Below are 15,602 nucleotides of genomic sequence, written 5' to 3' on the forward strand. Positions count from 1 at the left end.
GGCCACCCGACATACGAGGAGCACCTGGGTGAGCAGTCGCACGGTCATCACGTTCGGCACGTTCGACGTGCTGCACGTCGGGCACGTCCGGGTCCTGAAGCGGGCGGCCGAGTTCGGCGACCGCCTCGTGGTGGGTGTTTCGGCCGACGAGCTCAACATCGCCAAGAAGGGCCGCGCCCCGGTGTTCGACCAGGACGAGCGCGTCGAGATCGTCAGCAGCCTGTCGGTCGTGGACGAGGTGTTCGTCGAGGAGTCGCTGGAGAAGAAGCGCGACTACATCCTCGAGCACGGCGCGTCGGTCCTCGTCATGGGTGACGACTGGGCCGGGAAGTTCGACTGGGTGTCCGACGTCTGCGAGGTGGTCTACCTGCCCCGCACGCCGTCAGTCTCGACCACCGGGCTCATCGAGCACATCGCCAAGATCGCCCCCTGACGGCGGGGGAGTCGAAGCCGCCTCGTCGAGGGCCAGCCGCCTGGCCAGCTTGGTGTAGCGCGTCTCCAGCTCGCGGAATCGCAGGTACGTGGTCACCGTGAATGACAGGAACGCCACGACCAGCGCGTAGAGGACCATGTCGGTGCCGCGGCCGACCCCCACGAAGTGGGCCATCCGGTTCCAGACCGCCGGGAAAAGGATGGACACGACCGCGAACCCGGCGAAGAGGATCAGGCCGATGCGCCGGATCGCCTGCGACCGGGCGCCGCGCGAGCGGAAGAGGCGGGCCACCACCGCGACGACGACGACGATGAGCAGGGCCTGGATCAGGATGAGTTTCATCGCAGGATCAGCTCCACGAGGATGTTGACGGCGTTCCACAGCGACTGTCCCTTGGAGCGGGAGTAGTCGGTGTAGAGGATGTGCACGGGGCTCTCGCCGTACCGCACGTCCATCGCGCCGATCTGCGCGACGAGCTCGGAGGCGTGCGCCATGCGGTTCTGGGTGATGTCGATCCGCTCGACCACGGGACGTGAGATCACGCGCAACCCGTTGTGCGCGTCCGTCAGCCGGGTGCGGGTGGTGAGGTTGGTGTAGGCCACGGCGAGCCGCAGGACGACCCGCTTCAGCGGGCCGGCCTGGGTGCGCTCGTCGAGGAAGCGCGACCCGAAGACGACGTCGAGGCCCTCGCTGCGGGCCTTGTCGAGCATGGCGACGACGTCCTGCACCTGGTGCTGACCGTCGGCATCGAACGTGACCACCCAGCGCATCCCCGGCATCGACAGGGCGTACTCGAAACCGGTCTGCAGGGCGGCGCCCTGGCCGAGGTTGACCGGGTGTCGGACGACGACGGCCCCCGCCGCGGCTGCCTCGGCCGCCCCGTTGTCGGTGGACCCGTCGTCGATGCAGACGATGTGGGGGAACACCACACGGGCTGTGCGGACCACATCGCCGATGACCCGGGCCTCGTTGTAGAGGGGGACGACCAGCCAGACTTCGTCATTCATCGGCGGCCAGCCTAGTGAGGTTGAGCGGCGGTGGGGGCCGCCCGCGCCACGCCACGCTCGACATGACCTCTGCCGAGGGTCCGCAGGAGCCGGCAACCGTAACAAAACGGCCACGGTCGCCCCTTGCTGGTGTGACGCATGTGACTGGTGTGTGACTCTGGATCGGCCGCCTGCGCGCCGGGTGCCGGCGGCCCGGACGACACCGACCCGCCGGGTCGTCGCTCTCGACGCCCGGCAGCCGCCACACGCGACGTTACGGACAGCCATGACAGCACCCAGCGCCACTCGACTCCGACTGCTCGGCTCGACTTCCGTGGTGACGGCCCTGCTGCTGACCGCCTCCGTCGTGGCCGTGCGTCCACCCGCCGCCGATGCGGTGCCGTACCCGGTCGCGACGCACCTGCGCGAGGTGACCTTGCAGCCCCTCGGCGAACAGGCCCTGCTGTCCGCCGCCGACCAGCCCGTCGCGCCCACCGAGGGCGCTCGCACGTACCGACCTCAGGGCTCCCCCCGCGCGGGCTTGCAGACCGGGGCGCAGGCGACCCATCGCCGGCTGCACGTCATCGGGGTCACCTGGGCGCCCGGCGCGCTCTCGGCGAGCGACCGGGTCGAGTACCGCGTCAAGGACGGGGCGACCTGGGGCGACTGGACCGCCATGGTGGCCGAGGACGACCATGCGCCCGACCCGGGGACCCCGGAGGCGCGCTCCCAGCGCGCCGGCACCGACCCGTATGTCGTCACGGCCGATGCCGTCGAGGCGCGGGTGCTCACCGACCGGTCAACCGCCCCCGCGGGAGTCCAGCTCGACCTCGTCGACCCCTCGGTCTCGGCGGCGGACTCCGCGAGCGCGGGCTCGGGTCCCGGCTCGGCGCAGGCGGCGGGCACGAAGCCGACGATCCTGAGCCGGGCCCAGTGGGGCGCCGACGAGAGCCTGCGGACCGGGGTGCCGCAGTACGGCACGATCAAGGCCGGCTTCGTCCACCACACCGTCAACGCGAACTCCTACACCTCGGGCCAGGTCCCCGCGATCATCCGCGGCATCTACGCCTTCCACACCAGGTCCCGGGGCTGGAGCGACATCGGCTACAACTTCCTCATCGACAGGTTCGGCCGCACCTGGGAGGGCCGCGCGGGTGGCGCCGACCAGCCCGTCATCGGCGCACACACGGGCGGCTTCAACGGGCAGCTGTTCGGTGCCGCGGCCATCGGCACCTTCGACACGACGACGCCGCCGGCCGCGACCATGTCCGCCTACACCAAGCTCTTCGCCTGGAAGCTCAGCCTTGCCCACGTCGACCCGATGGCCAAGGTCACCCTCACCGGCATGACCCGCGCGGTCTACACCGTCTCCGGCCACCGGGACGCCGACGGCGAGCCGAACAACACCGCCTGCCCGGGGAACGCGCTCTACGCGCGGCTCGGCGCGATCCGCACGGGCGCACGCGACCTCATGGGTGCGAACTTCTTCAACCCGACGCAAGACACCACGCAGTGGGACTACGGCAAGCCGGGCCTGACGGTCAGGGCCAAGCCCAACCGGCCGACGATGCGCTGGACCCTGCAGGTGCGCAGCGCCTGTCGCACCGACATCCTCGCGACGGCATCCGGCACCGCCACCAGTGCCACGGGGATCGTGGCGCCGTGGAACGGAAAGCTGGCCTCCGGCGCCTGGGCGCCGCCCGGCGACTACCTCGTGAGCGTCTCGGGCTCAGCCGGCTCCGGAACCATCAACAGCGTCCCGCCGTACACCGTCCGGGTGCACGTCAACGACGCAGCCGGTGCGCCCCCGGGCTACTGTCCCGACAGGATCGGCGGCGCGGACCGCTACGACACCGCGGTGCGCGTTGCGCGGGCATCGACCCCTGGTGCCACGGCGGTCGTCCTGGCGAGCGGTACCGACGCAGGCATGGCGGATGCGCTCGTGGCGGCGCCCCTGGCCCGCAAGAGGGCCGCAGCCTTGGTGTTGACCGGGCCGAGCCAGCTGCCTGCGAGCGTCTCTGCCGACCTGCGTGCGCGGCGTGCGACGTCCGCCACCATCGTCGGCGGGACTGGCGTGATCTCGGCCAACGTCGAGTCCCAGCTGCGCGCCCTCGGTGTGACCACCATCGACCGCATCGCCGGTCGCAACCGCTACGACACGGCCGCCAAGGTGGCGGTGCGGATGGGAGCCTCACCCGACGTCCTGGTCGCCTCGGGGCTCTCCGGGGCGATGGCCGACGGCCTCGTCCTGTCCGGGCCCGGTGCGGCGCTGGCCCGTCCGGTCCTCCTGGTGACGCCCGACCGCGTCCCCGGCGAGACCACGTATGCCCTGGGCAAGGTTGGCGCGGTCAGGTCGGTCGTCGCAGGCGGCACCGGGGTGGTGTCTGATGCCGTGCTGCGCCAGCTGCCCGCGCCCCGCAGGGTCGCCGGGGTCGACCGGTACGCCACGGGTGTCGCCGTGGCGCGATGGGCGCAGGCCCTGATGCCCGCTCGGCAGGTGCTGATGTCCTCCGGTGAGCCGACGGCCCTCGTGGACACGCTGTCCGGTGGCCAGCTGGGGCGCATCACCCTCTATGCCACCGCCACGGCCATGCCGGCGAGCACCGCGGGGTGGCTCGACGCGGCCCCCGGGCTCGAGGACGTCACGGTCCTCGGCGGAACGGCTGCAATCAGCGACCTCGTGGCGGGTCGCGCCCAGCGGTCTGTGCTCCAATGAGAGGCTGCCCCTCTGTCATGGAACGAGATTGGACGTGAGTGTCGTGGGAGTGATTCGTCGGTATGCCGTGCGGGCGGCGGTGGTGCCGCTGCTCACCGCCGCGTCGCTGGCACTGTCGGGGACGCAGGTCGGGGCCCTGGCCGCGACCGGTGACCCCACGGGGCCCGAGTGGGGGGCCAACCAGGCCAGGCCGACCTTCGAGGAGAGCCCGTCCGACGGCAACCCGGTGGGTCCGGGACTCGCCGCACCGGCGCCGGACGGCGCGCCGATCCGCGGGTCGGCCCGAGCGCAGGCAGCCGCGGCGGCCGCGACCCCGGGGTGGGTCCTGCACGGCGCGGGGTGGGGTCACGGGCTGGGCATGAGCCAGTACGGCGCCTGGGAGATGGCCAAGGCCGGCAAGACGGCCAAGCAGATCCTGGCGACCTACTACACCGGCACCACGTACGACGCGGTCACGGACAACCAGGTGATCAACGTCAACATCGTGTACTCCACCACGTCCGCGACCGCGACCAGCTCGCAGCTGGTGGCGGGCAACGGCGGGGGCGCCTTCCGGGTCACGGTCGCCGGGTCGACGACAGCCATGAACGGGGTCGCGGGACAGCAGGTCACGTTCACTCGCAGCGGCTCGTCGGTGAAGGCGGCGTGCGTCTCGTGCAGCGGTGCCACGTCCCTGATCGGCGCCTCTGCCACGCTTGCGTGGGACACCCTCGCAGCGGACAAGACCCTCATGCAGATGGGTGGCGCCAAGTACCGCGACGGGACCATGAGCGTGACGCCGACCGGCGCCTCGAGCATCAACGTCGTCAACAGGGTGCGGCTCCATGACGAGTATCTCGACTACCTGGCAGAGAGCCCCTGGTCGTGGAAGACCTCGACCGGGTCCCTGGCTGCGCTCCAGGCCCAGGCCGCCGCGGCTCGCGGATACGCGCTGAGCAAGTTCAACGCGGGCATCCGCTCCGCCTGCAACTGCCACGTCTACGACACCACGGACGACCAGGTGTACAGCGGATATCCGAAGGACTCGGCGGGGGTTGTCTGCAAACCGGGTGACACGCGGACCAACCAGGTCTGCTACTACTGGCCGAACTGGAAGTCGGCGGTCCGGGCGACGGGCAGCGCTACCACTGGCTACGTTGCGCGGTACGGCGGGAAGCTCATCGAGGCCTCCTACTCCTCGTCCTCCGGTGGCCGCACCGAGAACAACGAGGACGTGTGGTTCGAGCTCGGCCAGCCGACCCCCGCCGCCCTGCCGTACCTCCGCGGGGTAGCGGACCCGTGGAGCCTGGGCACGAGCAACCCCAACCGCGCGTGGCGACAGGTCACCGGTGGCGGGTCGATGGCCTCGGTGTTCGGGCTGGCCGACGTGGTCCGCCTCGACCTGCGTGACCGCACCGCCAACGGCGGCGTCCACACCGCCACGGCGACGTCGTCGTCGGATGTCAAGCGCACCGTGACCGGCGACGACCTGCGCGGGATCGCGGCGTCGCCCGGCGGTGCCCTGAAGTCGACGATGATCCGCCACCTCACCGGGCGGCTGTCCGGTCCGGACCGCTATGCGTCGGCGACGGCCGTGGCCCGGCGGGTGCCGGCCACCGCGACCTCCGTCGTCATCGCCGGGGGAGACGCGACCCTGTCCGACGCGTCGGTGGCCGGGCCGCTGGCGTCCACGCTGGCCGGGCCGCTCCTGCTCACGCAGCGTGACCGGCTCCCGGCCGCGACCGTCGCCGAGCTCGACCGCCGCGGCTCGACGGTCAAGACCGCCTACGTGGTCGGCGGCGCCGGGGTCGTCAGCGACGCCGTGGCCGCCCAGCTGCGCAGCCGCGGCATCACCGTCACGCGGCTCGGTGGCCGCGACCGCTACACGACGTCAGCCCTGGTCGCCAAGGCCATCAAGGCCAGGAGGGCCACACCCACGGTGGTCGTCGCGGGCGGCGACGGGCTGGTCGACGCGCTGGCCGCCTCGGGGCCTGCCTCGGCGCTCAAGGAGCCCATCGTGCTCACCCAGGCCACCCGGCTCACGCCGGTCACGGCCGAGGCGCTCAAGGCGATCGGAGCGACCAGGTCGCGGATCGTCGGCGGCACCGCGGTCGTCGGCAACGCCGTCCAGGCCCAGCTCACGAGTGCCGGGGTCACGCCGATCCGGCTGGCCGGCGCCAACCGCTACGAGTCCTCGGCCGCCGTGGCCACGTTCTACCGCTCGTACCTGCCCGCCGCCTCCGAGGTCGTGCTGACGTCGGGCTCCGACACGGCGCTGGTCGACTCGCTGGTGGCCGGCACCCTGCAACGGCTCATGGTGCTCACCGAGCGCTCGGTCCTGTCCGAGCCGGCGGCGCGGACGCTCCAGATGACGGCGGCCCTCGAGACCGTCACGGCGGTCGGTGGCACGGGTGCCCTGACCGGTGGGGTGCTGACGGCAGCGGCCAACAGCTGACGCCCCACCCCCGACGTCGTGCCGCTGAAGAGCAACGGAGGCCGGATCCGGCCCCGTTACGCGCCTCAGCGGCACGAAAGTCGGGACGCAGTCAGGCCAGCTCGGTCGTGAAGTCGGGCTCGGTCCTGTCGCGGACCTCGTCCTCGGTGACACCCTCGGCGAGCTCGCGCAGCACCAGCCCCGACTCCGTGACGTCGAAGACGCACAGGTCAGTGATGATCCGCTGGACGACGCCGCGGCCGGTGTACGGCAGCGAGCACTCGTCGACGATCTTGTAGGAGCCGTCCTTGGCGTTGTGCTCCATCAGCACGATGACCTTCTTGGCGCCGTGGACCAGGTCCATCGCACCGCCCATGCCCTTGACCATCTTGCCGGGGATCATCCAGTTCGCGATGTCGCCCTTGGCCGAGACCTGCATGGCACCGAGGATGGCCGCGTCGACCTTGCCGCCGCGGATCATGCCGAAGCTCGTGGCGGAGTCGAAGAAGGACGCCCCCCGGCGCAGCGTCACGGTCTCCTTGCCGGCGTTGATGAGGTCGGGGTCCTCCTCGCCGTCGATCGGGTACGCGCCGACGCCGAGGATGCCGTTCTCGGACTGCAGCACGATCTCGACGTCGTCGGGGACGTAGTTGGGGACCAGCGTCGGCAGCCCGATGCCGAGGTTGACGTAGGAGCCGTCGGACAGCTCGGCTGCGGCGCGGGCCGCCATCTGCTCGCGGGTCAGTGCCATGTCAGGCCTCCTGCGGGGTCGTCGTGGCCGTGGTGCTGGTCGCCGGGCGGACGGTGCGGCGTTCGATCCGCTTGTCCGTGGCCTGGTCCGGCGTCAGGGGCAGGACCCGGTGCACGTAGATGCCGGGCAGGTGGATGGTGTCGGGGTCGAGCTCGCCGGGCTCGACGAGCTCCTCGACCTCGGCGACCGTGACCCGGCCCGCCATCGCGGCGAGCGGGTTGAAGTTGCGGGCGCTCTGGTTGAACACGAGGTTGCCGTGCCGGTCGCCCCGGGCGGCACGCACCAGCCCGAAGTCGGCGACGATCGCTCGCTCGAGGACGAACTCCTTGTCGTGGCCGTCGACCTCGAAGACCTTGACCTCCTTGGCGGGGGAGGCCTTCGCGACGGTGCCGTCCGCGGCATACAGCCAGGGCAGGCCGCCCTCGGCGACCTGGGTGCCCGCGCCGGTCACGGTGTAGAAGGCGGGGATCCCGCTGCCACCGGCGCGCAGCCGCTCGGCGAGCGTGCCCTGCGGCGTCAGCTCGACCTCGAGCTCGCCGGAGAGGTACTGGCGCTCGAACTCCTTGTTCTCGCCGACGTACGACGAGACCATCCGGCGGATCCGCTTGTCCTTGAGCAGGATGCCGAGCCCCCAGTCGTCGACGCCGCAGTTGTTGCTGATCGCCTCGAGGTTGCTCACCCCCGCATCGTGGATCGCCGCGATGAGCACGCTCGGGATGCCGCAGAGCCCGAACCCGCCCACCGAGAGGGAGGAGCCATCGACGATCCCGTCGATGGCCTCGGCCACGGTGGAGACGACTTTGTCCATGGTCTGGACCCTATCCCCGAGCCCGCGGCACCCACGCGTGCCCCCATCCCACAGATGCCGGTATGCCGCGTGCTCACCCCACATGACGGGGGCGTGGGGGCGAGGGGCTGGCCAGCGTGGTCACCTCCTGGGCTGCGCCGAGGCGCTGGCCCTCGGGCCTACCATCCGCCCTCCGCTTCGCTCCGGGCTCCCGCCAGACCCGCCACGGCCCTCCGGGCCAGCCTCTCGACGCAGCCCTCTCGGTGGGGCTCGGCCCCGCGCCCCCACCGTTCGGCTGAGGCGGGGGCGAATTCCGTGGTTGTAGTTCACCGGAACCACTTGTGACGGGATGGCACTGGTGGGACAAATGTCTGGCCTGATCCGGATGTGACCTCTGGGGCGGGTGTCCGAGTCCTCCCATCGCGCCCCCACCGGGGCGCCGCCCGCCCGTCCAGGAGCTGTCTGTGTCCCGTTTCGCCCGCGCCCTCGGGGTCATCACGATCCCCGCGCTCACCGTGCCCCTCGCGGCCGCCGGCGCGGACGCAGCCACGGTGCCGAAGCCGCCGACCAAGAGCCTGCCGAGCGCGCTCGACGTGGCGCCGCCGTACCAGGCGCAGCGACTGTGCGACCCCACGGCCAAGCCCGGGGTGCTCTCCTTCGCGAACCTCATGGTGGGTCACTACAAGACCGGCGTGGCTGCTGCCGGCATCAGCCGGAACTGCAACAGCGGCGTCACCGAGCACTCCGAGGGCCGCGCCTGGGACTGGATGCTCAGCGTCAACAACAAGGACCAGAAGGCCATCGCCGACTCCGTCACCGCCTGGCTCTCCGCACCGGACGCCCAGGGCCGGCCCGGGGCCATGGCCCGCCGGTTCGGGATCATGTACATCATCTGGAACAAGAAGATGTGGCGTGCCTACGACCCCGCCCGCGGGTGGGCTGCCTACTACGGGTCGTCGCCGCACACCGACCACATCCACTTCTCGTTCACGTGGGACGGCGCCTACGGCCGGACCTCGTGGTGGACGGGCAAAGCCCTCACGACGATCAGCACCGGCCCGGCCACCACGCCGAAGCCGACGACCCCGCCGACGACGCCCTCGGCCGTCTACTCGGTCCTCATGCAGGGTGCGACCGGCGCCGACGTCAAGCTCGCCCAGAAGGTCATCGGCGTGACGCAGGACGGGGTGTTCGGTCCGCAGACCGCCGCCGCGCTGCGCGCCTGGCAGGGCGCCCACGGGGTCAAGGTCACCGGCGTGCTCGACGCCGCGACCTGGGCCGCCATGGTGGCCCTCAAGCTGATCCCGGCCCGTCCGGCCTCGACCACGCCCACGGCGCCCAAGCCGACCCCCACGCCTGCGCCCAAGCCCACCACGGGCACCGGCACCGGCACCGGGACGGGGTCCGGCACCTCGACGCCCTCGACCCCCTCGACTCCCACGGCCACCGCGCCGAGGCTCTCCCGCACCGTCGCGTCGACCGACAGCAGCACCGCATACACGTCCCTCATGGGGACCACGCTCAAGTCGGGGTCGCGCGGTGAACCCGTCAAGACCCTCCAGCGCGCCCTGGGTGGCCTGACCGTCGACGGGGCCTTCGGCGCCAGGACGCAGGCCGCGGTGGTCGCCTTCCAGAAGGCCCACCAGCTCAAGGCGACCGGTGTCGTGGAGCGCGCGACGTGGACGGCGCTGGAGCGCCGGGACTATCCCATGAAGTCGTTCTACGGCACGGTGGTGCGTCTCGGCTCCAGCGGTGCTGCTGTCACTGCACTGCAGAAGGCGTTGCGGCTGAAGGCGACCGGTGCCTACGACCTCACGACCGTGGCGGCGGTCAAGGCCTTCCAGAAGCGGGTCAAGCTGGCCTCCACCGGGTCCGTGGCCACCCTGACGTGGAAGGCCGTCGACGCCGACCTGCGGTCTCGCTAGGGCTGGATCGCCAGGGTCACGCCCTCCGCGGCGAGCCGCGCGTCGTCTCCGCCCTCGGGCACGGGGCCGCGTGACAGCACCAGCGACCCGTCGAGCGACCAGGCCGCGAGTGCGTGGCGCAGCAGCGTCGCCAGGTCGTCCTCACGCGTGTGCACGCGGACGCCTGCCGGCCAGTCCACACGCGGCACCACCTCGTCGTAGGTCAGGTCCCCACCGTCACCGGCCAGGGCGAGGTCGCCCGGCTCAGGCTCCTCCCAGGGGGTGAACTGGTCGGCAAACGTCGCCAGCTCGCGGGCCTCGTCCATCACGTCGTCGGGCACGGGCTGGGCAGCGGACCGCGCGAGGGCCGCCAAGGTGACCAGCGCCGTCGGGACGGTGCTCGCGTCGGCGAGGGCGGGGTCGTCGGTCACGAGGTACTCGGCAACCTCGTCGTCGCCCACGACGACCGTGCCGCCCACGGACCAGACGGCCAGCGCCCAGTAGCAGGACCGCCAGTGCGGGGGGAGGGCCAGCCGGACGGTGGTGCCCGGCTCGACGTCCCAATCCTCCTGCAACGCGTTGGCAGCCTTGTTGACCCAGTTGGCCAGGACCTTGGCGCTCAGCTCGATGCGTTCCCCGTGGGTCGCGCCGGGGGTGTCGTCGTAGCAGGTGATCCGGGGTCTGGCCGGGTCGGAACGAAGCAGGGCGGCGAGCACCGCGGACGGGGTGGGCATGGGGCCACCCTAGGGGCGCTAGGTTTGCCGACTGTGAGCAGCCGCGAGCCCCGCAGCTACCCGTATGCCGCCGACCCCACGGACCTGCCGCTCCTGCGGGGCGAGGCGTGGGGCGGCCTGCTGCTCACCCGCTTCGTGCTGCTGGTCGGGCTGCTGCTGGTGCTCGGCTCGTTCGCCGCGGCGGTCCTGTCGCTGGCGGGGTGGTGGCACCCGGTCGTGGCGGGCGGCGTGCTGCTGGTGCTGACCGGCGTCGCGGTGCGGTTGTCCGGCGCAGTCGGGTCGCGGGCGCTGCCCGTCTGGTCGTCGGTGCTGCTCGTCGCCCTGTCCCTCGGTGCCACGGTGTGGGCCGGCCTCACCCACTCCGAGCAGGTTCTGCCCCGCCGTGACTCGGGCAGCTACGTCCAGTCGGCGATCGAGCTGTCCCGTGGGCACGCGCGGCCCGTCGAGATCGCCCCCGGCACCGTCGGGGGCTCCGAGGTGCTGGCCATCCCCGGGGTCACCCTGGCCAGCCCTGCCTTCTACGCCACCGGGTCGCCCGAGCACCCCACCATCCAGCCGCAGTTCCCCGTCGGCCCGTCGGCGTGGTACTCCGTCGCGTGGTGGCTCGGGGGCGCGACGGCAACGGCCTGGGCACCCGCCGTGCTGTTCGGCGTCTTCGTGCTCGGCACCGGCCTGCTCACCTCGCTGCTCGCCGGCCCGCGCTGGGGTCCCCTCGGGGCGCTGGCGACGGCCCTGGTCTTCCCGCTGGTGCACGTCTTCCGCTCGACCTACTCCGAGCCGGTCGCCCTGCCGGTGCTCACCGCAGGCCTCGTGGCCCTGACCATGGCCGCCCGGCACGCCCGCGTCGTCGACGTGTCCCCCGCGCGGACCGCCGCGGCGGTCACGGGCTTGCTCGTCGGGGGTGGCGTCCTGATCAGGGTCGACGCGCTGCGCGAGGCCATCCTCCTGGTGCCGGTCATCGTCCTCGCCGTGGTGCAGCGGCAGGTGCACGCCCGGTTCCTCGCGGTGTCGCTCGCGGCGTCGACCGCGGTGGCCTTCGGGCTCACCTGGTGGACCTCCAGCGAGTACCTCGGCTCGATCGCGGGGTCTCTGCTGCCCCTCGCCGCCGGTGGAGTCGCGATGGGCCTGCTCGGCGCGGTGGTGCTGTTCGCCGCCCGTCGCCGCGGCGGGCTCGGGCCGCTCGCCAAGGCCTGGCTGCCGCGGGGCCTGGCGGCGGTCGTCGTCGTGGCGGGGGCGTTCCTCGCCAGCCGGCCGCTGTGGCAGACGGTTCGCCAGTCCGCGGCCGACCCGGGCTCCCGAGTCGTGGCCGGCCTGCAGGCGCGCCAGGGCCTCCCGGTCGACGGCGGTCGCACCTACGCCGAGCAGTCCGTCGCCTGGCTGTCGTGGTGGGTCGGGCCGGCGGCTCTCGTCGTCGCCCTGGCAGCCGCGGCAGTCCTGGCCCACCGGGCGGGATCTGCGTGGGTCGAGGGGAGCGAGCTTCCGGCCTGGTCCGGTCCCGCCGTCGTCGCCGTCGGGTCCACCCTGCTCACCCTCTACCGGCCGGGCATCACCCCGGACCACCCGTGGGCGGACCGTCGGCTGGTCGTGGCGCTGCCGACGGTCGTGGTCCTCGTGGTGGCCAGTGCCGCCGTCCTGTCGCGGTGGTCGACCCGTCGACTGCCGTATGCCGTGAACGTCGCCGGCTCGCTGCTCGCCACGGGGGCCCTGCTGGTGCCCACCGTGATGGCGACCTGGCCGCACGCGACGGAGCGGGTCGAGGCCGGCGAGCTCCGGGCGGTCGACGCGGTCTGCGGTCAGCTGCGACCCGGTGACGTGGCCCTCATGGTGGACGGCCGGGCGGCGAACGAGTGGCCGCAGGTCCTGCGAGGCTACTGCGGCGTGCCGGCCCTCTCCACGACGAACGCCCTGCGCCAGGACCCAGCGCGGCTGCGGACGACCGTCGACCAGGTGAGCCGCGCCCTCCAGGCCCGCGGGGGCCGGCTCGTGCTGGTCGCTGCGGACACCACCGACTCCCTGACCCGGCTGGGCGCCACCACCGCCGTGGTCGGTGTCGACCGGCGGGTCCGCGAGGACGCGAGGCTGCTCGAACGGCGTCCGGACCACCTGGTCGAGCTGCCGATCCAGGTGTGGCTGGCCCCGGTCGGCTGACTGGGTTCCACCGTCCCAGCCGAGGGGTCTCGGCGGGCTGACCCATCGCGGTCGTTCCACGCGTGTCAGGACCCCTGCACCGAGTCGTGGAGCACCCAGGTCGTCGTCGTGCCGTCGGGACCGCGCAGTCGGCCGGTGGCCAGGGCCGCCCGGATGCGCTCCCTCACCACGTCCTCCTCGGCGGGGCCGGCGTCGAACCGCACCGTGACGACCCAGGAACCATCGGCGTCAGGGTCCGGACGACTGGCAGTGTGGTGGGGCCAGCGACAGGGCGGGTCGTGCTCCCAGTGGCCGCAGAGCGAGACGGTCACCGCGCCACCGAGGGCGGCGGGCTCACCGCGCAGGGCGCCCACCCGGCATACCTGCTCGAGGGGGAGGGCCATCGGGCAAGACTAGAGCCGGGCACGCGAGGCGTGCCCGGCTCCGGTCGGGGCGTCAGCGCTGGCCGGCGCTGCGGAAGTCGCTCCGCCCCGTCGTCGGCTCGGGGTTGCGCTCCCGGGTCGAGACGGTCGGACCGGGGTTCGTCGCCCTGTCGGAGATGCCCTGACGCAGCGCCGCGAAGTCCGGGTTCTCCACCAGCGGGGTGGTCGGGCCGTAGAGCGCGGTCTGGGTCCCAGCCAGCTGGGCGAGGTCGGCCCGCACTGCGTCGGAGACGACCGCCGTGCCACCGAAGGTCAGGACCTGATCGGTCGCGGGGCGGTAGAGGCCCGCCTGGCTGCCCACCGCGCTGGGGGTCTGCGCGGCCTTGACGAGCATGAGCGGCTGCCACATGGCGGCCATCAGGGCGCCACCGGTCAGCGCGTCCGGGAACGTCGTGCCGGAGGCGTAGCCCGCGGTGGCCGCCCCCGGGAAGTAGGTCTTCGCCAGCAGCGCGCTGGTGGCGAAGCGGTCCGCTCCGGCCACTCGGTCACCCACCCGGCTGCCGAAGGCGCCGACGGCGGCGGCGGCGTTCCCGCCCACGGCGTTGACCCGGGTGATGGCGGAGCGGCCGTTGACGTACGCCTTGACGGCGTCAGGGACGCTGCGACCGTTGCTGAGCAGTGTGGGGGCGAAGAACACCGAGGCGGCAGGACCAGCAGCCAGCGCGTCCGGGAAGGTCATCCCGTCGGCGAGGAAGGCGGTCGTGCGGGGCAGGCCCGAGTCCTGGAAGCCCAGGTCGAGCTCGCGGGCCACCGCCACACTGGTCGCGAACCGGTTGGTGCCGGCCAGGCGGACGACCTCGAAACCGTTGCTGCCCAAGGCGGACTGCACGGCCTTCGAGACGACACCCGTGCCGCCGACGATGTAGACGAACCGGTTGGAGGGGTCCGGCATGAGGCGCTTGAGCTCGGCGAGCACGCGGGAGTCGAGCTTGGTCGGGGGGTTGATCAAGAGGGGCATGCCCGCCGCACCGGCGAGCGGCCCCGCCACCAGCGCGTCGGGGAAGGACGCGGAGCTGGCGAGGATGGCGCCCTCCGAACCCAGCTCCCAGCCGAACTTGCTGACCTGGATCCCCGTGGAGATGCGGTCCGAGCCGCCGAGCCGACGGTTGTCCGCGGCAGGGGTCTTGGCCCGCCAGGAGACACCGTAGAAGTGATACGGCTTGTCGCCGTCCGGCGACGTCGTCACCACCGTGTCGTTGCCGCTGACGAAGGTGCCGGCGGCCCGGTCGAGGACGTGCAGCGTCGTGGAGGCGCAGTCGACCGACGACGCGAGGTAGGCGAGGGACGCGCCACTCGGGGAGAACCCGGGGCGCTGTCCGGGGCAGTCGCCCCCGAGGGATGCGACGGCGACCGGGCCGGCGCCCTCGTCCACGAAGACGGCGGGACCCTTGTCCGTGGTGCCGACGAAGGCCAGGGTGCCGTCCGGCCCGACGACCGGGTCGTGGGCGTCCAGCTCGCCGTAGCCCAGCGAGGTGCCGGCGGACGGCGCCGGCATGAGCGCCTTGTTGGCGATCCTCGGCAGCCAGGTTTCGACCACCGAGAGGTCACGGCTGCCGGGGGAACCGACCGTGACCACGAGCGCGTCGCCGAACGGCGTCGGGGCGCCTGCGCCCTGGTCCGTGCTCACCACGGTCGTGAGGGGCTCGCCCACGTTGGCCCCGACCCACTGGGCGTTCTGCGAGAACTGTCCGGAAGACCTCTTCAGGGAGCCGATGCGTGTTTCGCCGTACGGCGACCACAGCGGCTCGTTGGACACCTGGACGGTGTACAGCGACTCGTACGGGCTGGGCGTCGTCGTCATCGAGAAGCCCGTGGCGCGGGTCGCGAGCACGTCGCCACCGGGGGACCACTGGGCGTGCGCGGCGCTGGCGCGGGTGGCGTAGGGGACGGGGGTGCCCGTGCGGGTGAACGACACGGCCTCGCTGTAGAAGGCATCGGTGTTCGAGATCGACGCGACGGTGATCTCGCCGTCGACCGCCGGGTCGGGCAGGTAGGGCAGGGCCCAGTCGGCGGGGCTCCAGGCGGGCTCGACGGCCTGGGCAGAGCCGGCGGCAGCGAGGCCGAGGGCCGTCGTCAGGGCGGCTGCGGTCAGGGCGCAGAGGGCGCGACGTGGGTGTGCGGACAGCGCTGGGCGCATGGTCGTGTCTCCCCCGAGGTGGTCTGGCGTGGCGAGCGCAGGCTAGTTCACCGGGGTCGAGGTCGCCACGGTTTGACGCGTTTCTGCCGGAGTTCCCGCCTGCTCGGCCGCGTCGGCGCGGCCAGGCACCGCCGCGTCGGCGCGGCCAGGCACCGCCGCCGTGGGGGGAGT

At 72.6% G+C, this 15,602-nt stretch carries 12 protein-coding genes; 5 read left to right on the forward strand and 7 right to left on the reverse strand.

What is annotated here, in order from left to right; genetic code table 11:
• Positions 1 to 28: 28 nt before the first annotated feature.
• Entirely contained in the window at positions 29 to 433 is a 405-nt protein-coding gene (locus tag AC1DV7_RS10815) for an FAD synthase family protein (protein ID WP_477597127.1), read from the forward strand.
• Here the strand turns inward: AC1DV7_RS10815 and AC1DV7_RS10820 are convergent.
• Both AC1DV7_RS10820 and AC1DV7_RS10825 read right to left on the reverse strand, forming a co-directional pair.
• Positions 383 to 775, reverse strand: coding sequence for a DUF2304 family protein (locus AC1DV7_RS10820; protein ID WP_477597128.1), 393 nt, complete (start codon positions 773 to 775; stop codon positions 383 to 385). The genes AC1DV7_RS10815 and AC1DV7_RS10820 overlap by 51 nt on opposite strands.
• Positions 772 to 1,440, reverse strand: coding sequence for a glycosyltransferase family 2 protein (locus AC1DV7_RS10825; RefSeq protein WP_477597129.1), 669 nt, complete (start codon positions 1,438 to 1,440; stop codon positions 772 to 774). Before AC1DV7_RS10825 ends, AC1DV7_RS10820 begins: the two co-directional genes overlap by 4 nt.
• 265 nt (positions 1,441 to 1,705) lie before the next feature.
• Between AC1DV7_RS10825 and AC1DV7_RS10830 the strand changes: the two genes are divergently transcribed.
• Both AC1DV7_RS10830 and AC1DV7_RS10835 read left to right on the forward strand, forming a co-directional pair.
• Positions 1,706 to 4,135, forward strand: a complete 2,430-nt coding sequence (locus AC1DV7_RS10830; protein ID WP_477597130.1) for a cell wall-binding repeat-containing protein — start codon at positions 1,706 to 1,708, stop codon at positions 4,133 to 4,135.
• A gap of 34 nt (positions 4,136 to 4,169) precedes the next feature.
• Complete coding sequence (locus tag AC1DV7_RS10835; RefSeq protein WP_477597131.1) at positions 4,170 to 6,569, forward strand: cell wall-binding repeat-containing protein; 2,400 nt, start codon at positions 4,170 to 4,172, stop codon at positions 6,567 to 6,569.
• A 91-nt stretch (positions 6,570 to 6,660) separates the two neighbouring features.
• Here AC1DV7_RS10835 and AC1DV7_RS10840 read toward each other — a convergent pair whose 3' ends face one another.
• Both AC1DV7_RS10840 and AC1DV7_RS10845 read right to left on the reverse strand, forming a co-directional pair.
• Entirely contained in the window at positions 6,661 to 7,299 is a 639-nt protein-coding gene (locus tag AC1DV7_RS10840) for a CoA transferase subunit B (protein WP_477597132.1), read from the reverse strand.
• 1 nt (position 7,300) lies between these two features.
• Positions 7,301 to 8,107 carry a CoA transferase subunit A gene (locus AC1DV7_RS10845; protein ID WP_477597133.1) on the reverse strand — a complete coding sequence of 269 codons (807 nt, stop codon included), beginning with the start codon at positions 8,105 to 8,107 and terminating at the stop codon, positions 7,301 to 7,303.
• 443 nt (positions 8,108 to 8,550) lie between these two features.
• Here AC1DV7_RS10845 and AC1DV7_RS10850 point away from each other — a divergent pair, with 443 nt between their 5' ends.
• Entirely contained in the window at positions 8,551 to 10,011 is a 1,461-nt protein-coding gene (locus AC1DV7_RS10850) for a peptidoglycan-binding domain-containing protein (RefSeq protein ID WP_477597134.1), read from the forward strand.
• Here AC1DV7_RS10850 and AC1DV7_RS10855 read toward each other — a convergent pair.
• Complete coding sequence (locus AC1DV7_RS10855; protein ID WP_477597135.1) at positions 10,008 to 10,724, reverse strand: TIGR03089 family protein; 717 nt, start codon at positions 10,722 to 10,724, stop codon at positions 10,008 to 10,010. The two genes, AC1DV7_RS10850 and AC1DV7_RS10855, sit on opposite strands and share 4 nt — an antisense overlap.
• 33 nt (positions 10,725 to 10,757) lie before the next feature.
• On the opposite strand from AC1DV7_RS10855, the gene AC1DV7_RS10860 reads away from it, so the two are divergent.
• The gene (locus AC1DV7_RS10860) at positions 10,758 to 12,872 is read left to right on the forward strand and encodes a hypothetical protein (protein WP_477597136.1); all 2,115 of its coding nucleotides are present in this window, start codon (positions 10,758 to 10,760) and stop codon (positions 12,870 to 12,872) included.
• Positions 12,873 to 12,937: 65 nt separating this feature from the next.
• Here AC1DV7_RS10860 and AC1DV7_RS10865 read toward each other — a convergent pair whose 3' ends face one another.
• Positions 12,938 to 13,255, reverse strand: a complete 318-nt coding sequence (locus AC1DV7_RS10865; RefSeq protein WP_477597137.1) for a hypothetical protein — start codon at positions 13,253 to 13,255, stop codon at positions 12,938 to 12,940.
• 52 nt (positions 13,256 to 13,307) lie between these two features.
• Entirely contained in the window at positions 13,308 to 15,431 is a 2,124-nt protein-coding gene (locus AC1DV7_RS10870) for a cell wall-binding repeat-containing protein (RefSeq protein WP_477597138.1), read from the reverse strand.
• Positions 15,432 to 15,602 lie beyond the last annotated feature (171 nt).

The sequence above is a fragment of the Pedococcus sp. P2_E4 genome, assembly GCF_056403935.1.